Raw genomic sequence first — 22,486 nt, forward strand, 5'->3', positions numbered from 1 at the left:
AAAGGGGTTACACCGTGTAGGGCTGGATGATGTCCTGCGGCAGGCTGTGCGCATCGGGCTGGTTAGCCAGCTCGGCGAGCGCCACCAGGCCGCTGCCATCGCTACCGCTGGCGGTATCAGCATCGTAGTAGAGCCGCGTGACATCACCATTGGAGATCAGGAAGAAGGCGGCACCGTTGTGTTGCCCATTACCGCTGATCGCCGCCTCCAACTCGTCCAGATGCCCATTGCTGCCGGTACCGAACTGGAACTGCCCAGGCGCGAAGCTGACGCGATAGACGTCGGCGTTGCCCTGCCCGGCCAGCTGCGCCAGGGTGTCCATGATGTCCCCCGTGAAGGATTGCGACACCGAGGTCAGGCTGTTCAGGCCACCGAATGCAGTGGGGTCGAAGGTCAGGTGGTCGACCCCGGCCTGGAAGTCGAGGATCGCGTCCATGCCATCGGCTGGCGAGCTGTAGTGGAAGCGATCCGCCCCCGCCCCGCCGCTCAGCACGTCGGCCCCTGCGCCACCGACCAGCAGATCGTCGCCATCGCCGCCGTTGAGTACATCGCTGCCGGCACCGCCGAACAGCCGGTCGTTGCCACCCAGGCCGGACAGGTTGTCGGCACCCGCCGTCCCGGTGAGCAGGTCGTCGCCGGCCCCGGCCTGGTCGTTATTGCGCAGCACCACGTCCTTGCTGATCAGCACGTATGGGCTGTTGGCCGTGGCGCGCAGCACGATGGACATCATCTCGTCGGCCTCCACGGCACGGTCGCCACTGACCTGGAAGCTGAAGCTGGCCGTGGTACTGCCGGCGGCGAAGGTGACGCTGCCAGCTGGCAGGGTGCCACCGAAGTCATCGGCGTCCACGCCCTGCCCCGCACCCGGGGTGACGCTCCAGTAGAAGGTTTCGGCGCTGCCCGTGGGGTTGCGCGTCAGCTGGTAGGTGACCGTCTGCAGGCCACTGTCGCCTTCCACCAGGCTGTCCGGGCCGGTGATGGCCAGGCCCAGGTCGTCGTCGCGGATGGTGCCACCGAGGGTGGTGGCGCCACCGGCGATGGCCGGATGAGTGAAGGTGAGGTTGAACGACTCGTCGCCCTCACGCAGCGAGTCACCGCGGATCGGCAGGCTGAAGATCATCTCCGACACACCGGCTGCCAGGGTGATGGTGCCGGTCAGCGGTATGGTGAAATCGTTGGCGTCTACCGCCCCGACGATGCTGTAACCGATGGTCAGTGCCGCACCATCCGGCCCGGCGCGCAGGATGCGGTAGGTCAGCGGCGTGGTGGTACCCGGAGCGCCTTCCAGACGACTGTTGTCCAGCGCCAGTACGGTCACGGCGACGTCGTCGCTCTGGATGGTCGCCCGCGCGCTGCCCTGCAGCGGGTTGACGCTACTGCCGCCGCCACTGCTGGATAGCTGCACCGTGAACTGCTCGTCGGACTCACCCAGGTCATCACCGTTGACGACGATCTCCAGCACCTTGCTGGTCTCACCAGCGGCGAACTGCAGGGTTCCGGTGGGCAGCACACCACCGACGAAATCACTGCCGTCCGCCGGAGCAGCGCCGCTGCCGGCCACCGACCAGTCGATGCTGGCGCTCGAGGCGGTGTCGCCACTGCGGGTCACGGTGAAACGGAACACCGTGGTGGCGCCGCCATTACCTTCGGCCAGCACGCTATCCACCACGCGGATGGCGAACTGGTTATCGTCGTTGACGATGGTGCCACTGGCACGGTCGTTGATCAGGTCGATGCCCTGCGGCTCGCTGAGCACCACCTCGAAGCCCTGATCCGGGCCGAGTACATCGTCGCCACGCACGCGAATGACGATGTCCTTGTGCGTTTCGCCATCGGCGAATACCAGCGATCCGGAAGGCAGTACGCCGCCGTCGAAACTGCCGGCGTTGGCCGGGTAGGTGCCGTTGCCGCGCAGCGACCAGTCGACGCTGACGCTGCCGGCGCTGTCACCGACGCGCTCCACACGATAGACGAATTCGGTGATGTCACCGGTATCACCCTCGCGCTGGCGGTCGCTACCCAAGGCGGCGATGCTCAGGCCACGGTCATCGTTGAGGATGGTGACGCTTGCCTCGCCGGTGAGGATGGTGGCGCCTTCGGCATCACTGAGCACCACGGAGAAGGTTTCGTCCTGCTCGCCGAGGGTATCGGCATCCACCCACACGGTGATGGTCTTGCTGGTCTCACCCACCCCGAAGGCGACCACGCCACTGACGTAGATACCGCCGAAGTCCTCGGCATTGGCCGGGTTGGCGCCTGACGGCAGCACCTCCCAGAGCACGCTGGCCGGGCCGGACAGGTCACCACCGCGGGTGACGGTGAAGGTCACCGGGGTCTGCATGCCATCGCTGCCCTCCACCACCGTGGCGGCGTCGGCGCTGATCCACAGCACCGGGTCGTCGTTGAGCACCACGGCGCTGACCGGGCCGGTGGTGATGGTGGAGCCGTAGCTGGGGTTCTCCAGCTGCACGGCGAAGCTCTCGTCTTCCTCGCCCAGTTCGTCGCCGCGCACGGCGACGGTAAAGGTTTTACTGGTTTCGCCATCGGCGAACTGCACGGTGCCGGTCAGCGCGGCGAACTCGGCGTCGCTCAGCGGATGCGCGCCGATACCGGCTGCACGCCAGTCGACGCTGGCGGTGCCCACGGCACTTCCGGTACGGTCGATACGGAAGGTGAACAGGGTCAGGCCGCTGTCGCCTTCGACCAGCTCACGGGTCACCACGCTCAGGGCCAGGCTGTCGTCGTCGTTGACGAGGGTGCCGACCTGATCGTTGCCGACGATGTCGGTGTTGCCGGTCGGGTTGGACAGGTGCAGGGTGAACGACTCGTCGCCTTCGTCGAAACCATCGCCGAGCACATCGATGTAGATGTCCTTGTGGGTTTCACCGGCGGCGAATATCACAGAGCCGGACGGCAGTACGCCGCCGGGGAAATCGGCTGCACTGGCTGAGCCGGCCTGCACCTGCCAGTCGACCGAAGTCTGGCCGCTGGTATCACCGCTACGGGTCACGGTGAAATGCAGGCGTCCCGGCGTGCCGTTATCGCCCTCATGAACCTGTGCGACGACACTGGCCAGGGTCAGGTCGATGTCGTCGTTACGAATCACCCCCGCCGCACTGCCGGCGCCGGCATCGACGCTGCTGCCAGCGCCCGGCTGGTAAAGCTCGACACTGAAATGCTCGTCGACTTCGACGTCGCGATCACTGCGCACCGGAATACTCAGTACCATCTCGCTCTGCCCATCGGCGAAGGTCAGCGTGCCGCTGGTGGCGAAGAAGTCACTGACATCGGTGTCGCCATGGTTGATGCGCCAGTTGACCGTGGAGGTGCCCTCGGTGCTGCCGGTGCGGGTCACAGTGAAGGTCAGTGTGGTGCCTTCGACGCCATCAGCGGCGCGCGGGGCGATGGCGAACACGTCGTCATCGTTGCGAATCAGCGCAGTCACCTGCTGGTTGGCGAAGGTATGGCTGAGGCTGTCGCTCGGCGCCTGCAGGCTGACGGTGAAGCCTTCGTCGGGCTCCAGCTGATTGTCGCCAGCGACCCAGACGGTAATGGTCTGGCTCATCTGCCCTTCGGCGAAGGTGAGGTTGCCGAACGGCAACTGGCCGCCGGAGAAATCATCCGCCGAAGCCGGATTGACGCCGCTGCCGGCCACGCTCCAGGCCAGGGTCGTGGCCAGGCCGCTACCAGTACGGGTGACCAGGAACTGGTAGCCCGTGGCGCCATTGTCACCTTCGACCGGCGTTGCGGCCACGCCGATACTCCAGTGCACGTCATCGCTGACGATGGTGCCGGTGGCGCTGCCGACCTTGATGTCGGAGCCGGCCGAGGCGTTGCCGAGCACCACCTGGAAGCTTTCGTCCGGCTCGACCGCACGATCACCGATGACGGTGATGCTGATGGTCTGGCTGCCGGTATCGCCCGAGGCGAAATTCAGCGTGCCACTGGGCAGTACGCCGCCGAGGAAGTCGGCAGCGTCGGCCAGCCCCTGCAGGCTCCAGTCCACGCTGGTGGCCAGGTCGAGGTTGCCACTGCGGCTGACGGTGAAGGTGTAGACGGTCTGCAGGCCATCATGGCCTTCGACGTGACGCGCATCGCTGGCCACGAGGGTCAGCGACACGTCGTCGTTGACGATGGTGGCATCGGCCGTGGCCTGGGTGAACACCACGCCATCGGCGCTGTTCAGGCTCAGGCGGAAATCCTCGTTGACCTCGCCGCTGTAATCGCCGCGCACCGGAACGCGGATGGTCAGTTGCTCCTGGCCGGCGACGAAGGTCACGCTGCCGCTGGTCTGCAGGAAGTCATCCGCCGAGGCCGGATTGGCGCCAATGCCGGCCACGCTCCAGTTGATGGTCTCGGTGCCCGACAGCTTGCCGCTGCGGGTGAGCACGAAGTCGAACCAGGTGGTCTGGCCGTCATCGCCTTCGGCCTGGGCGGCCGGTGCAGCGACGTCGATCACCACGTCGTCGGCGCGGATCAGGCCCTCGGCGCTGGCCTGGCTGATCAACAGGCCGCTGGACGGGTTGCTCAGCACCACGCTGAACCCTTCGTCGTACTCGGCCAGCACATCGCCGCGCACGTTGATGGTCAGGGTGACGCTGGCTTGCCCCGCCGGCAGCACCAGCGAGCCGGAAGGCAGCACGCCCAGGGCGAAGTCACTGCCGTCCGCCGGGTGCGCGCCGCTGCCAATCACGGCCCAGTCGACGGTCTTCGGCTGATCCAGCGAGCCACTACGGGAGATGGTGAAGGTGAATGCGGTGGTGCCGCTGTTGCCCTCGGCCTTGCTGGCGTCGGTGGCGGCGATGCTGATGCTGGCATCGTCATTGACGATGGTGCTGCTGGCGCTGCCGGTCTGGATCTGCGCGCCGACCGGGTTGCCCAGCACGATCTGAAAGGCTTCGTCGCCTTCCACCTGGGTATCGCCGTTGACCAGCACGGTGATGGTCTTGCTCGACTCGCCATCGGCGAACGTTAGACTGCCGCTCGGCAGGCCGCTGTTGTCGCCCAACTGATCGGCCGTGGCGAAATCGGCCACGCCAGCCTGCGCCGACCCCAGGCGCCAGTTGACGCTGGCACTGCCACTGGTGTCGCCGCTGCGCTGCACGGTGAAGGTGAACGCCGTAGTGCCGCTGTGCCCCTCGGCCAGCTCGGTCTGCCCAGCCACGATGTTGAAGGCCGCATCGTCGTTGAGAATGGTGCCCTCGGCGGTGGCCTGGGTGATGGTGTCGCCCGTGGTACCCGTGCCCAGGGTGATCTGCACGCTGTAAGTCTCGTCGGCCTCGGCCACGGCGTCCTGGCTGGACTGCACGCTGATGGTCTTGGTCAGTTCGCCCGGGGCGAAGGTCACCGAACCGGACATCGCTTGGCCGGCCAGGTCCGCTGCATTGGCGCTGCCGTTGAGCAGGATCTGCCAGTTGATGGTCTGGCTCTGCACCGTGTCGTGGCTGCGGCTGATGACGAAGGTCTGCGCCTGGCCCTCCTGCGCCGCCGGGCCGGCGACGATGGAGAAACTCGAGTCGTCGTTGCGGATGGTGCCGGTAGCACTGGTGCGGATCGGGTCGCTGATGTCGCTGCTGAGGTTGCCCAGGACGATGCGGAAGTTCTCGACCTGCTCCGGGGTAACATCGCCGACCACGGTAACCGTGATGGTCTTGCTGGTCTCGCCGGCGGCAAAGGACAGATTGCCACTCAGGGGGCCAGTGAAATCGGCGGCATTGGTGCTGTCGTGCAGCAGCGACCAGCTCAGGCTGGAGGCGCCAGTGGTGACACCAGAACGAGTCACGGTGAAGGTCAGGGTCTGATTGGCATCGGTTTCGGTGATCGAGGCATCGGCGATGCTGATGCCGGTGTCATCGTTGACGATGGTCAGGTCTGGGCTGTTCTGCCCGCTGACCTGGCGATTGACGATGCCGGCACTGTTGAGGGTTTCCTCGTAGAACACCACGCGGAAGCCTTCGTTGTTCTCGACCTGACCATCGCCGCGCACGCCGATATTGATGTTGCCGGTCATCATGTCATTGGCGAAGGTCAGCGTACCGCTGGGCAGCACGCCGCCGGGGAAGTCCGCCCCATCGACCGGATTCGCGCCAACACCTTCGACACGCCACTTCACCGAGCCGACACCGGTGTAGCCGGTACGGTTGACCGTCAGCGAATAGGTGGTGGTCTGGCCCGCATCCGCCTCGCTCTGGCTGGCAGTGGTTGGCGTGGCGGTGTAACGCGTATCGCTTTCCAACAGGGTACCGGTGACGTTCATGCTGCTGGAGCCGCTGGCGAGCGACGCATCGCTGGCGAAACGCACACTGGAGCCGGCGCTGTCGGCCGGGGCATTGAGACGCAGGGTAAAGCCTTCGGTGTTCTCGATGATGCCGTCGGCCTTGAGCAGGTCGAGCAGCGAGACGTTGTAACTGTATTGCCCGGCCGGCACGGTGAAGGTACCGCTAAGGCTGACGAAATCGGCGTTGCTGGTGGTGCCGTTGGTCAGGGTGTAGCCGATGGTCAGCGCGTTATCCATGCGCCCGTTGCGCACGATGGTGAAGTTCAGCGGTTGCCCCTCGTAGCCACTGGCGACCGGATCGGCGTTGCCGAAATAACCGACCCACAGGCGGATATCGTCGTTCTTCAGGGTGGTGCTGGCACTGCTTTGCGCCGGGTCGAGGCCGGTCGGGCCGTACTCGTCACGGTACTGCGAGCTGATGAACGGATGGCTGTAGGCATCGTTCGGCGAGATCAGCGAGAAGTTCAGCAAGGTATCCGGCTCGATCACGGTGTCGCCCGGGAAGGTCACCGTGACCTGCTTGCTGGTCTCGCCCGCGGCGAAGTTCACCACGCCATAGGTGGTGTTGAAATAAGGCGAAGTCACCGCTGCAGCGTCGCCGCCGTAGTTGCTTACCTGCGCCCCGCCATTGCCGCCGCCCCAGTTGATGTTGCTGCCGACGATCTGCCAGGCCACGCTGCTGGCGTAGTCCACACTGCCGCCAGGCTGCGCGGTACGGGTGATGGTGAAGGTGACACTGGTGCTACCGGTGTTGCCCTCGAACAGTTCACTGGTGCTGCTGGTCACGCCGAGCAGGGCTGCCGGCTCGTCGTTCAGCACCCACCCCCCCTGGTTGTAACCGAGCGCCGGCGTCTCGATGTCGCCATCGAGATTCTGCGGGTTGCTCAGCTCCATCTTGACTTCTTCACGCCAGGTCTCGGTCAGCGTGTCGTTGACGGTGTAGAGGGTGACGGTCTTGGTCAGCTCGCCATCGAGGAAGGTGAAGCTGCCGCTGAGCGTGCGCGTGGCGGCGTCCCACGACAGGCCGGGGTTATTGGCCAGGATCGCGCTCATGTCCAGGTCGGCCGGGTCGAGCTTGTACCAGTCGCTGCGCACGTTGTTGGATTCGTTGCCGGTTTCCGAGCCGCCCAGGACGATTTTCCAGTCCACCGAGTCGCGACCGCGTTGGTCGCCTTCGCGGGTGATGGTGAAGACCAGGTCGGCGCCTTCGGCAACATGCTCGCTGCTGACGTCGAAGCGCGTGTCGTCGTTCTTCAGCACCGCATAGTTGTTGGCATAGCCGGGGTTGGCCGTCGAGCCGGATTGGATGCTGCTGCCCGGGCTGGCCTGGTTCAGGTACAGGCGGAAGGCCTCGTTGTACTCGCCCAGGTCGTCCACACGGGTGCGAATGGTCACATAACCGACCGACTGCCCATCGACGAAGGACAGGCGCCCGGAAAGCGCTTCATTTGGCGCGAAATCATCGGTGTCCATCGCGGTATAGCCGCTGACACTGGTCTGCACCGCCCAGTCGACCCAGGCCGGGCCGGCGGTGGAAATGGTGCGATAGACCGCGAAGGTATGCTCGATATAGCCATCGGCCGCACTGCCGCCATCGGCAACGGTATCGCCCTCGAAACGTTCACGCCCGGTGGTGGGGGTGTCCTGGATGTAGAACTCGGCCTCGTCGCGCTGAACCTCGCCGAACAGGTAGACGGTGGACGCGCTGGTGTTGTTCTGCAGCGTGGTATCGGAGGTGTAGATGTTCTGGCTACCAGTCTGCGGCGCGCGCAGCTCATCGATACCGCCGGTATTGGTGAACTGCACCTTGAACCACTGGTCGTCCTCGATGACGTTGTCGCCGCGCACGCTGATGGTGATGGTCTTGCTGGTCTCGCCATTGGCGAAGTTGACCGTACCCGACGGCAGGCTGCCGCCGACGAAATCGGCACCGTCGACCGCGGCTTCCCAACGGCCGCTGGCGAATTCGTAGACATCCTGCCCGCTGAGGTTCCAGCTCAGGCTGGAAGCCTTGGCCGTATCGCCACTGCGGGTCAGGGTAATGGTGTAGGTGGTGGTCTCGCCGTCGATCTTCTCGGCCTGACGTGCCTGCGCCCACTCGATGGTGACCCGCGTGTCATCGTTGGCGATGGTGCTCTGCACGCTGCCGCTGCTGCCGATCGAGGTGCCACCGCTGGGGTTGCTCAGCACCAGGTTGAAGCGCTCGTTGCCTTCCACGCTGCCGACCCCGGTGTCGCCATAGGCGTAGACGCGGAAGGTCTTGCTGGTCTCGTTCGCCAGGAAGGTCACGGTGCCGGACGGATTGAGGTTCACCGAGCCGTTGGTGAAGTCCAGGTAGTCGGTATCGACATGCTGCACGGCCCAATCGACCGTGCTGGTCTGGTTCAGGTTGCCGGTGCGGGTGACGGTGTATTCGAAGAACGCCCCGGTGCCATGCCCAGCATCGCCCTCGCTGCGCGACAGGGTGCCGATAATGCTCAACTCGGCATCGTCGTTGCGTACCACGCCATCGGCACTGGCCGTGGTGATCTCGTTGCCCGGCGAGGCGTTTTCCAGCAGCACCCGCAGCGTTTCGTTACCTTCAAGCTGGCTGTCGCCCGCCACGCGCAGGGTAATGGTCTTGCTGGTTTCGCCGGCGGCGAAGGTCACGCTGCCATACGGGATGCCGTCGACATCGCGCAACACGCCACCGGCCTGGCTACCAAAGAAGTCGGCAGCGTTCACCGAGTTGGCGACACTGGGGTCGACACGCCAGTCGACCGTGCTGACCTGGCTGGTATAGCCGGCGCGGGTCACGGTAAAGGTGAATTCGACGTAGCCGCTGTTGCCCTCGCCCTTGTCTGCCGAAAACGCGCTGATGCTCAGCGACGCATCGTCGTTGGTCAGCGTCGTTGTGGCGCTGGCGGTGCCAATGCTGGCATTCGCCGACGGGTTGGAAAGCGTCACGGTGACGGCCTCGTCGCCCTCGACGCTGGAGTCGCCACGCACGCGAATCACCACGCTGGCGGTGCTTTGGCCATCGGCGAAGCTGAGCGTCCCGCTGGAGGCCTGACCAGACCCCAGATCGCTGGCGTTCAAACCACCGCTCAGTGCCCAGGTCATGTCCCTGGCACCGCTGAACGAACCGCTGCGAGTTACGGTGAAGATCACGTCGCGCTCGCCGCTATTGCCTTCGGCCTGCGTCGTGGCGTTGGCGGCGATGCTGAAGCTGGCGTCGTCATTGAGCACCTGAGTGCTGGCCGTGCCCTCGCCCGCCTCGATGGTGCCGCCAACCGGGTTGAACAACGACACCTGCAGCGACTCGTTGCTCTCCACGGTGTTGTCGCCACGCACGCGGATGGTGATAGTCTGGCTGGTCTGACCGGCGGCGAAGTTGACCGTGCCGCTGGGCAGCCCCGCGTTGTTGCCAAGTGCATCCTGGCTGCCTTGGAAATCGCTGGCATTGATGCCAGTGGCCGGATCCAGGCGCCACTGCGCGGAGCCTGTGCCAGTGGTCACACCAGTGCGCGTGACGGTGAAGGTAAATTCGCTGACATCCCCCGTGGCGCCTTCGCTCTGTGCAGCCGGCGCGCTGATGCTGAAGTTGGTGTCGTCGTTGGTGACCAGGGTGCTGTCACTGGGCTTGATCAGGATGCCGGCGCTGGGGTTGCTCAGGGTCAGGGTGAACGCCTCGTCGGCCTCCACACGGGTATCGCCGCGCAAGGTAAAGCTGACGGTGCGCTCGGACTGGCCAGGAGCGAAGGTCAGGCTGCCGGTCGGCAAGCCGCCGAGGGTGTCGGCCGCGTCGCCGCCGTTGCTGCCGGTGACCTGGTAGTCGACAGTGGCGCTGCCGCTGGGATCACCGCTACGCACGATGGTGTAGATCACCGTCTTGCTGCCGCTGTTGCCCTCACTGATGCTGGCCTGCTCGGCGTTCACCGAGAAACCCTGGTCGTCGTTGCGGATCACCCCATCGGCCGTGCCATCGACCACGGCCTGCGGCGTGCCGTCGTCCAGGCGGGCATTGCTCAGGGTAACGGTGAAGGCTTCGTCGGCCTCAACCTGCAGGTCGCCGTTCACCTGAATGGTCAGAGTCTTGCTCGCCTCGCCGGCGGCGAAGCTCAGGTTACCGCTGCTGGCAGCGAAATCCGCGGCATTGGCGATGCCGGATAGCGACCAGTCCACCAGGGCAGCCGAGGCCAGGTCGCCAGCGCGCGTCACAGTGAAGGTGAAGGCGGTGGTGCCGCTGTGGCCTTCGGCCTTGTCGGCGGCCAGTGGGGTGATGGAGAAGCCCATGTCGTCGTTGTCGATACGGGTCTCGGCACTGGCTACCGTCAGTTCGGTGTTGCCATCGCGGGCCTGGAGCTCGACGCCGAAGGTCTCATTCAGTTCGATGTGCCCATCGCCGGCCACACGCACGGTGATCTGCACGCTGGCCTGGCCTTCGGCAAAAGCCACGGTGCCGGACGGCAGACCGGCGTTAGCGCCGAGTGCATCCTGACCAGTAACGAAGTCGGCCAGGCTGGCGGCATCGACGCCCTGCCCAACCGCGACTTTCCAGTCGACGCTGGTGGCGCGCAGGTCACCGCTGCGGGTCACGGTAAAGGTGAAGCTGCGCTCCTGGCCCGCATCGCTTTCGGCGGCGCTGGCCTGGTCGGCAGCGATGGACAGGCCGAGGTCATCGTTACGCACCAGGGTGCTGGCGGTATCGATGAGTAGCTGGGTCTGGCCATGGGCCGGGTTGGAAAGCGGATTGCCCAGCGTCAGCGTCAGGGTTTCGTCGCTTTCCAGCACGGCGTCACCAGCCAGCGTCAGCTCGATCACCTTGCTGGTTTCACCGGCTGCGAATTCCACCAGGCCATTGAGCGCCGTACCGGCCGCGAAATCGTCGGCCTGCAGGCCGCTGGCGGCCCAGGTCACGCTAACCGGGCCGGACAGATCGCCGCTACGGGTCACGGTGAAGCGCAGCACCTGGGTTTCGCCGGCCGCGCCTTCGTCCACCGCGCTTTGCTGGGACTGGATACTGATACCAATGTCATCGGAAACGATATTGCCCTGGGCCTCGCCGTCCAGGATGTCGGCATGGCCGCTGGCGTTGCCGAGAGTCACGGTGAACGACTCGTCGCCCTCCACGTCGCGGTCGCCACGCACCGCGATCTGGATGACCTTGCTGGTCTCGCCCGGGGCGAAGGTGACGGTACCGGACGGCAGCACGCCGCCAACGAAGTCCGCCGCATCGACCTGGCCGGACAGGCTCCAGTCGACGCTGGTCGTGCCCGTGGTGACGCCGGAGCGGGTCACGGTGAATTCATGGATGACGCTGCCGCCATCGCCCTCGAGCAGGCCGCTACGGGTGGTAGCGATGGCCAGGCCGGTGTCATCGTTGGTGATGGTCGCGGTGGCTGAGGCATTGCCCAGGCTGGCGCCCGTGGACGGGTCGTAGAGCTCGACGCGCAGGCCTTCGCTGGCCTCCAGGCGATAGTCACCCGCCACCTGCAGGCTGATGGTCTGGCTGGTCTGGCCGCTGGTGAAGTTGAGTACGCCGGTCGGCAGCACGCCGCCGACGAAATCGGCGCCGTCCACCGGGTTGCCGCCCTCGCCGACCACGCGCCAGGCCACGCTACCGGTGCCGTTCAGGTAGCCGGTGCGGTTGACCAGGAAATTCAGTTGCGCCGCCTGACCGTCGCCGCCTTCGGCAACGCTGGCGGTCTGCGCCTGGATAGCGAACTGCTGGTCGTCATTGAGCAGCATGCCGTTGACGCTGCCATTGCCTACCGTAGCGCCCGGGCCAGGGGTACCGAGGCTGATCACGAAGCTTTCGTCAGGCTCGAGCTGCGAGTCGGTGGCGATGTGCAGGACGATCTCCATGCGATCGACACCGGCGGCAAATACCAAGGTGCCGCTGGGCAGCACGCCCCCGACGAAGTCGCTGCCGCTCACGCCATTGCTGGCGCCCGGCGCCAGGCTCCAGGTGATGGTGTCGCTGCCGCTCAGGTCGCCGCTACGCTCGACCACATAACGCAGTTCGTGACTGCCGCCGCTGCCTTCCAGGCTATTGGCCTGGGACAACAGGTTGAACACCACGTCGTCGTTGCGAATCAGGCCATTGGCCGATCCGACGGAAATTTCCGCACCGGGGCTCGGATTGCTGAGCACCACCTGGAAGCTTTCATCCAGCTCTACCAGGTTGTCCGGCGACAGCGGCAGGGTCACGACCAGGCTCTGCACGCCACGACCGAACTCAAGGGTGCCGTTGAAGGCCGTGCCATTGAGAAAGTCGGCCGCATTGGCGGCGTTGGCGCCGTTTCCGAACACCAGGCGCCAGTCGACGCTGACGCTCTGGGTCAGGTCGCCCTGGCGCTGTACGGTGAAATTGAGCGAGCGCGGCATGTCGCTATTGCCTTCGGCCGCCACCAGCCCGCTACCATCGAGGCTCAGCCGCGCGTCGTCGTTGATCAAGCTGCCGTTGGCGCGATCCTGGATCACGGTCATGCCGGGTGTGGTGCTGCTGATCACCACCTGCAGCCCTTCGGTAGGCTCGAACTGGCTGTCAGGGGTAGCGCTGAAACGAATCACCGCACTGCTCTGGCCCGGGGCGAACTGCACCGTACCGGACGGCCAGGTGCCGCCGAAATCGGCTGCATCCACCGGGTTGTTGCCAAAGCCCTGCACGCGCCACTGCACCGTACCCGGCAGCGACAGTTCACCGCTGCGGGTGACCACGAATTCCAGGGGCGTGGTGCCGGTAGTGCCCTCACGCACGTTGGCATTGCGCGCGACGATGGAAACGGCCTGGTCGTCCGAATCGATCGTTGCCAGCGCCGCACCGACATCGATCTGGCTGTTGGCGTCCTGGGCCTGCAACGACACGGTGTAGCTCTCGGCGCCCTCGATCTGGGTATCCCCGTTCAGGCGCACGTAAATGACCTTGCTGCTCTCGCCCGCGGCGAACTGCACGGTGCCATTCATGGCCTGGCCGGCAGCGAAGTCGTTGACGTCAGCCGGCAACTCGCCATAGCCGGCGATCTGGTAGCCGATCTGCCCGGCGCTGCTGATGTTGCCGGTGCGGGTAACGACGAAAGCCTGCACGCCGCCCGTGCCGTTGCCTTCGACGGTCGACGGCGTCACGGCTTCGATGCTGTACACCGACTCGTCGGTGCGGATGGTGCCGTAGGCTTCGCCGTTGATGATCTGCACACCGGCCGGCGGGTTGCTGAGAACGATACCGAAGGTCTCGTCCATCTCCGCCAGGTTGTCACCCTTGACCCAAACGGTGACCAGTTTCTGCGTTTCGTTGGCTGCGAAGGTGACATTGCCGCTGGGCATGCCGTCAGCCAGGTTGAGCAGGTTCTGACCGGCGGCGAAGTCGTTGGCATCGGCAGCATGGGTGCCGACGCGCACGAAGCGCCAATCGATGGTCAGGCTTTGATCCAGCAGTTCGGAGCGCGTGACCATGAAAGTGATCGCGGTCTGCTGGCCCTGGCCGCCTTCCATCACGTCCATGGTCACGCCGCGCAGGCTCACGCCGGTGTCGTCGTTGACGATCACCGTGCTGGCGCTGCCGCCGGAAACACGCAGGTTGCTCTGCTCGCTCTGCAGGTTGACGGTCAAGGTCTTGTCGTCTTCGACCTCGCGATCGCCGCGCACGGTGAGGACGATGTCGCGGCTGGTCTCGCCGGCCGCGAAGTGCAGCAAGCCACCATCGATGCCCTCGACGAGATCCTCGGCGTCGACACCGCTGACCGACCAGCGCACCGAACCGCTGCTCAGCGAATCGGTACGTGTAACGGTGAAGCTGATGGTCGTGGTGGTGCCGGTGTCGCCTTCGACGACCTGCGTCTGATTGGCACGAATGGACACCAGGCCGTCATCGTTGAGTACCGTGGTGGTGGCGTCAGCGGTGACGATGGTCAGGTTGCTGCTGGGGTTGCTCAGGCTGACCGTGAGCACTTCATTGGGCTCGACCACGCGGTCGCCGAGCAGCGGAATGCTGATGGTCTTGCTCACCTCGCCAACGCCGAAGGTCAGGCTCCCGGAAGGCAGCGTGCCACCGATATCAGCCTCGTCCAGGCCACTGGCGGCCCAGTCGAGGGTCGCCTCGGCGCGACCATTGCTGCGGGTTACCACGAAGGTCAGCAACTGCTGCTCGCCCTCGTCGCCTTCCAGCACCTGCAGGCGGGTAGCCTGGATGCTGACGGTGGCGTCGTTGTCGAGAATCTGCACCGAGGCGCTGGGCTGGCCGAGCTGGCTACCGGCACTCGGGCCGCTCAAGGTCACAACGGCAGTGCGGTCGCCCTGGGCCAGATAGTCGCCAGGCACCTCGATGCGAATCTGTTGCTGGGTCTGCCCCTGGGCAAATGCGATTGCGCCACTGGGCAACGCGCCACCGAACAGTGCTGCATCCAGGCCACTGAGTGCCCACTGCACCTGGGCAGCGCCAGTGCCACCGCTCCGGGTCACGGTGAACACCAGGATCATGGTGTCGCCAGTATCGCCTTCGAGCACGGCGGCCCCGCCCTGGACGGCAATGACCGATGCAGATTGGCTGCTACCCGTGGGCGGGGTGTTCTGCACGGGCGTGCGGTCGAGCGGTTGGGTACGGTCGGTTCCGGCCGTAAGGCTGCTGCCCAGGCCGCTGTCGTCACGAAAGGTCGGGAAGATGCCCAGCCCGCCGCCGGCGACGCCGCCCGTGCCCTGGCCTGCGGTACCATTGCCGATGCCTGGGGTAACCCCCCCCAACAAGCCGGGACCGAAGCCATCGAGGTTGAGCATGGCCAGCTCCGGCGGAGCACCGGCTGGCAACATGCCGCTGCCGGTCTGATCGCCGGTCAGCTGGGTGCGCTCCGGCTGAGAGGCGACGGTAGTCTGGTCTCGTGCGATGTCCTGGCCGAACAACCCCGTGATTTCCGGGCGGTAGGTGCTGGCGAAAGGTGCCGGCGCCGCGATTGGCGCGGCGCTGACGGGCGCGACGAGCGGAGGCAGCGGGTCGGTCATCACTTCGTTGCTGCGCGCATCGACGGGCTGGGTCTGGATGTCCGAATCCGCCATCCAGTTCTGTAGCCAGGAGGAGGCTTCGATCGCTTGCGGCTGGTCGGCCGCAGCGCGCGCCTGCTCGGCAACCGATTGGCGCAGGCTCTCGGCCAGCTGCGGAGCGATACCGGCCGCACGCAGCATCTGGCTCATGCTGGCCAGCGCCTGCTCGAGCGAGTCGATGCCCTCGGGCGCACGCCCGTTGAGGAAATTCGTCACCACCTGTACGGCACGAACCAGGGTGTCGATCTGTGCGCTCGTCAATTCAGCCATTTCGGCTACTCCTGCTGTTTACAGCCTATCCTGTGGAAGCGCCAACGCACCCGATCCAGGTGCGCGCGTTGCAACGATTTACGGTGTGCGGTGACTCAAGGCTTGCCTGGGGCGCCGTTTTCGAGCGCAGCGACGGGCAGCGCACGATCAGCCGGTACGATGATTCCCGGCTGCCGGAAGATGCCCAGGTTCAACTGGCCAGAGGCGCGCAGCAGGCGATAGGCGGCGATGATTTCGTCGATGCCGGCAGCCGTGGCGTCGCTTTGCGCATTGATCAGGCCGACTTCGCCATTGAGGATATCGAGCAGCGAGCGACGCCCCATTTCGCGCTCCTTGCGCGCCAGGCCCAGGAAGTTCTCGGCGATGTTCACCTGATTGCGCAGGTGCTCGGCCCGCTCACGCGAGGTTTGCCACGAAGCCCAGGCGTTACGTGCTTCCTCCATGGCCTGGATACGCACGTAGTCGGCCTTTTCCTGGGCACTGGCGATAGCCTGATCGGCCGCGCGGGTCACGTAGTTGGCGCGCATGCCCAGGTCGAACTGCCAGTCGAAATTGACCATGGCCTTGGTGTCGTTGCGGTAGCCGGGGGTGTCGTCATAGTCCTGGTAGTGTTCCTGGCTCAACCGGAACGACAGCCGAGGCATCAACTCGCGATTGCGAGCGGCATCGCGCTCGGCCAAGGTGACGTCGGCACGCTTGATCGCCGCCAGCAGATCGGGGTTCTGCTGGCGCACGTTCTCGACGATGGCCTCTTCCGAACTCGGCAGGCGGTCACGGGGGATGGCCAGCGCATCGAGACGCTCAGGGGTGATCGGCGCTTCGCCGAAGATCACCCGATAGCGGTTCAGCGCTTCGCGCATGCGGTTGTCGGCCATTACCCGCCGGGCTTCGGCGCCGGCCAGTTGCGACTTGGCCTGCAGCACGTCGGTGGCGTAGCCACGCCCGGCCTCCATGCGCGCATCCTCCAGGGAGGTCTGCTGCTTGATGTTCTGCTCGGACTGACGCGCGTATGACTGGGTACGCTCGGCCTGAATCACCTGCAGCTGGGCCTCGATGGCGGCCAGGATCAGGTTCTGGATCTGCAGTTCACGCTCGGCTTCTTCCTTGCTCAACACCACCTTGGCGGCCTGAACGCGCGACGAAGTGGCACCGAAGTCGGTGATCAGCTGATTGATTCCCACGCTCGCATCGACCGGGTCATAACGACCGTCGGTGCCCTCTTCACGCTGGGTGTTGCGGCGCCCCGCACCTGCGTTCACGGTCAGCTTGGGATAGTAGGCAGCCTTCTCGACGTCGACCTGCTCACGGGCAGTCTCGGTGTCCGCGTCCACCATGCGCACCAGTTGGTGCTCACGCAGAATGCGATCAAGGTTGGCGGCGAAGCCCTGGTCGGCCGAAGCGCTGGCCGAGCAGACGACGAGACAGGCGGCGAGCAGCTCTCGGCGCGCCCGGAAGGCTGGTTTGATTCGTGGCAACATGGGGCATACCCGTCCTTGTAAACATGATGGCCGGGATTGAACCGGCCTTTCTTCATACTAGCTTTGTGCCACTCATCGAAACTGACAAAAGCTGACATTCCTACCAACGGGCCGCCTTTTTTTTGGCTTATCGGTTAGCCTTCGCTAGGCTTGTCAGGAAATCGTCACCCGAGGATCGGGCTGGCACGCCCCGTTTTTGTAAATCCGTTCGAATCGATAGCCATGATCGACCTCATCCTGCTCGAAGACGAACCGGTGCTCGCCGAAGAGCTCGGAGAGTTCCTCGGCGAATGCGGTTACCGCATTACCACCACCGACAGCCTCGCGGCCTTCGCCAGCGCCTACGACGATCGTCGTCACCAGCTCGCCGTCATCGATCTCGGCCTGCCGGACGGTGATGGTCTGGACCTCATCAGCCAACTGCGCGACACCGGCAGCAAATTGGGAATCGTCGCCTTCACGGCTCGTGGCACCACCGAACATCGCGTCATCGGCCTGCGCCAGGGTGCCGACCACTACCTGCCCAAAGGCTGCGACCTGGTAGAACTGGCCGCGGTACTCGACGCTCTGCGTCGCCGCCTTGGCCTGCAACGCGAAGCCCTGCCCTGGCGCCTGGACATGGCTCCGCGGGAGCTGCGCGCGCCCAACCAGCAGGGTGTTCGTCTGTCCCATCAGGACGCCCTGGTGTTGCACTGCCTGATGCGCAACGCAGGCGGAACTGTATCGCGACGCGATATCGTCAAGGCCCTCGACGAGGACTACCTCACCTACGATCAGAGGCGCCTGGACACCCAGATTCGCCGCCTGCGCCGCAACGTCGAGCAGGCCACCGGCGTGGAGCTGCCGCTTAAGACCCTGCGTAACAATGGGTACTGCTTCTACGAGCGGGTGCAGATCCAGTCCTGAGCCGTCATGAGCGTTGGTCACCTGCATGCCAGCAGGCTCCCGGTGAACAGGTAGCCTTTATTACGCAATGCCCGGATGGGCGCCTCGCGCCCAGCGAAATCGGCAATCTTGCGCCGCAGACGGCTGACGATGGCCTCCAGTCGCCGCTCGTCATACGTCATGTAGTTGGCCCCCAGGCACTCGGCCAGCAGTTGCCGGCTTGCGGTTTGCTGGGGCGCGCGTTCCAGGCACTGCAGTACCCTGCATTCATTTCGGCTCAACGCCAGAGCCCGGCCATCGGGTAAATGCAGACGCTGCGCCTGAGCATCGATAACCCAGCAATCGCCCGCCGAAGTGTTCTGCATCGACAGGCGCCGCATCAGCGCCTCGATGACACCGAGCAGCTCTTCTTCGGCACACGGATGATCCAGACAGTGGTCAGCCCCCAAGGCATAACCGCGCAAACGCTGATCGAGGCGCGTGCGTTCGATCAGCAGAATCAACCCGATATCCGGCCACAGACGCTGCATGCGTTCGGCCATGGCCAGCTCGCTGGCTCCCGGCTCGCCGACCTCCAGCAACACGATATGCGGCGCGAGCATGACGACGTCCAGATCTTGAAGGCTGTCGAAGGTCCCGACCTGCAACTCGCCCAGGTGCACCTGCAAACGCAGAATGACGCCTTGCAGGCTGCCCGCCAGGGCCTCGACTGCCAGCAGCCTTGTCTGCGGCGCTGCAACCTGCACACTCTCGCAACGCTCCACGCGCCTGCACTCCCGGTCTGACCAGGGGTCCCGGCCAATTCGGCGCCACCATACGCGAAGCTTTCGAAAGTAAACCGAGCGAATCTGAGCGCCAGCGTCGACGCCGCTCGCCAGCCGGTTAGAATCCCCTGCATTGCCTCAAAATTCGCAGACCTGACCGATGATTCGTCCACTCCGTTACCTGATGATGCTGTGCCTCATCTGGCCCTGCCTGGCCTGGGCCGACACCGTGCAACTGGACGCCCGCCCCCAGGGCACCAATGGCTTTCTCGAACGGCTGGACGACCCCCAGGGCAACCTGGATGCCAAGGCGGCACTGACCTCCAATGCCTGGAGGCCCGTACCGGGGGCGCTCAACGCCGGCTTCACCCACGACGTGATCTGGCTGCGACTGCAGGTCAAGGCCGGGCAAGCGACACCCCCCGCCTGGGTGCTCAAACTCAGCAATGCGCTGCTTGATGACGTGCAGCTCTACAGCCTCAAGCACGATGGCGACCTCGAGCGCCTGCGCAGTGGTGAAGAGCTCGAGCGCACGCAATGGCCGATGAATTACCGCGCGCCGACGTTCCCGCTGACACTGGAAACCGAACAGACGCAGGTACTGCTTTTACGCCTCACCACCAAGAACGCCATGTCGGTCAGCGTCAGCCTGCTGCCCGAAACGATCTTCGGCGAGCGAACCCGCGTCGAATACCTGGCCTATGGTCTTTATTTCGGCGTTTACCTGGCCCTGATCATCTTCCACATGCTGTTCTGGCGCATGACCGCGGCCCCAGAAAGCGGCTGGTACCTGTTGTTCGTCAGTTGCTGTCTGCTCATCGAAAGCCTCAGCAGCGGGCTGGTACAGCAACTGACCGGTATGCCCGTTTCGCTCAGCGACCGCCTGCTGGGATGTGGCCTGGCAGCGGGCCTACCGATCGGGCTGATCTTTGCCATGCGGCAGTTGCAGGTCACCGGCTTCGGCAATTTCCCCAAAGTGCTGAAAGGAATCAGTGTGCTGATCGCCGGGCTTGGCGCGAGCGCGATCCTGGCGGGTCACTACCAATTTGGCGCGCCACTGGTACAAACCACCTCGCTGCTGACCATCGTCATTCTGGTGACCATGGCCACGGTGCTGCTGTTCAGAGGGCATCGCCCTGCGCGCTTCTTCCTCTTGGTGTTCGGCGTCTATTACGCCGGGGTCCTCATGGCCTTCCTGCGCAACCTCGGGCTGGTACCGGCTTCGTTCGTCACCGATAACTCGTTGGCTATCGGCACTCTGTTGCACATGGTGCTGATGAGCATGCGCATCATCCATCACTACCGGCAGCTGGAAGAGGAAAAGCGCCTGGCCCAGGCGGATTTCAAGGAGCTGCTGCAAAGCCACAACGTCCGCCTGGAGCAGCAGATCACCGAACGCACCCTGGAGCTGCGCGAAGAGATCAGCCAGCGCACCCTGCTCGAGGCGGAGCTGCGCGAGGCGCTCCTGCAGGAGCAACGCATGCGAGAGGAGCAACGCGAGTTCGTGGCCATGGTGTCCCATGAGTTTCGTACACCGCTGGCCATCATTGGCACCTCGGCGCAACAGATCGCCCGCAACCTGTCGGCATCACCGGAGCGCAACGAGCAGCGCTGCCAGAACATTCGCGACGCCTCTACACGCTTGCTCTCGCTGGTGGATGACTATCTGAATAACGACCGCGTGGAGGGCACTGCCGCTATCGCACGGCGTGCCGAGCACGCTCTGGAACCGCTGCTCGAGCGTATCACCAGCGATTTGCCGAGCGAGCGCTTCAGCGTCAGCAACCTCAGCCGTGTACAAACGCTGCGCTGTGACGACGGCCTGCTGAAAATCGCCGTACGCAACCTGCTGGCCAACGCCGACCGCCATGCGCCGGAAGGCTCCACCGTGCAGCTGATACTCGATGACAACGCGGGTTTTCTCGATATTCAGGTCGTCAACGAGGGGCCGGCGATTCCCGCCGACCAGGCCGAGCAGCTATTCCAGAAATACTTTCGTGGCAGCCAGGCGCAACAGCATCCAGGTGCCGGCCTGGGCCTGCACTTGGTCAAGCGTATTGCCGAACTGCACGACGGCGAGATCTGCCTGGAAAGTCGCGGTGAAAGCGCCCCAATCCGCTTCCGCCTGAGTCTGCCCGTGGCAGCCTGATCGTCGCCTAGCGCTGCAAGCGCGCCGCCAGCGTCGACAGGTCGCCGGACAGCCCCTGCATGGCACGGCTCGCCGATTCGCTGCGCTGCAGGTCGGCTTCGTTGCTCTGGGCGATGGAGACGATTTCAGCCAGGTTGCGGGCAATATCTTCGGCCACCGAGGTCTGTTCTTCCGCTGCCGTGGCGATCTGCCGGTTCATGTCGCGGATGGCTTCCACAGCCTGGGTGATGCTGTGCAGGCGCTCACCCGCCACGCCGACCTGCGCCCTTCCGGCCGCACTCTGCTGGGCCCCGGCAGCGATCGCGACGCTGGCTTCCCTGGAGGCGCCCTGCACGTTGGCGATCAACTGGTGAATCTCGCTGATCGAGCTGGCGGTGCGTGACGACAGGTTGCGCACCTCATCGGCCACCACCGCGAAGCCTCGGCCCGCCTCGCCGGCGCGCGCGGCCTCGATGGCCGCGTTGAGGGCCAGCAGGTTGGTCTGGTCGGCGATACCGCGGATCACTTCCAGTACGCCGCCGATACGCTCGCTGTCGCTGTCGAGCCGGGCGATCACCTCGGCGGTGCGGGTGATTTCCCCATGCAGTTTCTCGATGGTGGCAATGGTGCTGGCCATGGTGGTTTCACCGTCCTGAGCTGCCTGATCGGCCTCGTCGGCGGCCCGCGCCGCGCTGGCCGAATGGCGCGCCACTTCTTCGGCGGTGGCGCTCATCTCGTGCATCGCCGTAGCGACCTGATCGGTGCGGGAGAACTGGTCACGAATACCCTGGCCGATATGCCCGGCTACGCTGCTCAGCTCTTGGGTGGCGGCATCCAGTTCACCGGTGCCGCGACGTAACTGCTGCGACAGCGCCTGCATGAATTCGCGCAGGCGATTGGCAGCCTGGGCCAGCTGACCGACTTCATCTTCACGGCCCTCACTCAGGCGCTCACCGAATTGCCCACGGCTGAGCAGCTCGAGCTGCCCGGTAGCCTGCAACAACGGTGTGGTAATGCGCCGGTTGACCAGCCAGGCGCTGAACAGCGCCAGCAGCACGCCGATCGCGAGCATCGCCAGGCTGCCGAACAACACGCTGCGCTGGGCGATTTCGCTCAACTGGCTGGCGCTGGCCTGACTAAGCGTGTGCAGCTCGTCGACCAGTAAAGACAGCTGCTCGGTGGTGGCTCGGTCAATGCCCTTCACCGCCGCATCACCGGCCTGGGCAGAAAAGCCTGCCGCGGCAAAGGCCTGGTAACCACGGCGATAGGCCTGGCCCATCTCGGCGTGGGCGGCGCGCAGCGCGCTCAACCGCTGGCGCAGATCGGCACTCCCTGCCGTATCGATCAGTTGGCCGATCTGCGCCTGCACGCGCTTCTCTTCATCCTGGAACTGCTGCCAGTAGCGATTGCGCTGCGTTTCATCGCCACCGCGCAGGAGTACGTTCTTCCATTCCTGCACCTGGATCTTGAACGCCAGGTTGGCACCATCCACTTGCCGCGCCTCTTCCAGCGGGCCGCTGAGCAGCGCCTCGTAGCCATCCAACTGGCGCGACAACAGCGCGAAACCAGCCAACGCAATTAGCAACATCAACACCAGGCCACCGCCAATCAGCAATACCAATTGGGCACGCAGCGAACGACCAAAGCTCATGGAAATCTCGAACGGGAGGAA

General features: G+C 64.9%; 6 protein-coding genes and 1 pseudogene. 2 read left to right on the forward strand and 5 right to left on the reverse strand.

Annotated features, from left to right (window positions below; genetic code table 11):
- Positions 1-7: 7 nt before the first annotated feature.
- A complete protein-coding gene (locus BVH01_RS15205; RefSeq protein WP_075931158.1) occupies positions 8-15,559 on the reverse strand; it encodes a Calx-beta domain-containing protein in 15,552 nt (5,183 codons plus the stop codon).
- Positions 15,560-15,654: 95 nt separating this feature from the next.
- Positions 15,655-17,037, reverse strand: coding sequence for a TolC family protein (locus tag BVH01_RS15210; protein WP_075931159.1), 1,383 nt, complete (start codon positions 17,035-17,037; stop codon positions 15,655-15,657).
- A 222-nt stretch (positions 17,038-17,259) separates the two neighbouring features.
- Between BVH01_RS15210 and BVH01_RS15215 the strand changes: the two genes are divergently transcribed.
- Positions 17,260-17,943, forward strand: a complete 684-nt coding sequence (locus BVH01_RS15215; protein ID WP_075931160.1) for a response regulator transcription factor — start codon at positions 17,260-17,262, stop codon at positions 17,941-17,943.
- 17 nt (positions 17,944-17,960) lie between these two features.
- On the opposite strand, the gene BVH01_RS15220 is transcribed toward BVH01_RS15215, so the two are convergent.
- Positions 17,961-18,584, reverse strand: coding sequence for a response regulator transcription factor (locus BVH01_RS15220; RefSeq protein ID WP_256562786.1), 624 nt, complete (start codon positions 18,582-18,584; stop codon positions 17,961-17,963).
- 262 nt (positions 18,585-18,846) lie between these two features.
- Between BVH01_RS15220 and BVH01_RS15225 the strand changes: the two genes are divergently transcribed.
- Entirely contained in the window at positions 18,847-20,835 is a 1,989-nt protein-coding gene (locus BVH01_RS15225; protein ID WP_075931162.1) for a sensor histidine kinase, read from the forward strand.
- A gap of 7 nt (positions 20,836-20,842) precedes the next feature.
- Here the strand turns inward: BVH01_RS15225 and BVH01_RS25255 are convergent, their stop codons facing one another.
- Positions 20,843-21,694 (reverse strand): methyl-accepting chemotaxis protein, encoded by an 852-nt coding sequence (locus BVH01_RS25255; RefSeq protein ID WP_371915607.1) that lies wholly within the window; start codon positions 21,692-21,694, stop codon positions 20,843-20,845.
- A gap of 18 nt (positions 21,695-21,712) precedes the next feature.
- Positions 21,713-22,465, reverse strand: a pseudogene (locus BVH01_RS25260) (HAMP domain-containing protein); the annotation flags it as partial.
- Between the last annotated feature and the right edge of the window lie 21 nt (positions 22,466-22,486).

Origin of the sequence: Pseudomonas sp. PA1(2017) (genome assembly GCF_001945375.1) — a bacterium.
Taxonomy (GTDB): domain Bacteria; phylum Pseudomonadota; class Gammaproteobacteria; order Pseudomonadales; family Pseudomonadaceae; genus Aquipseudomonas.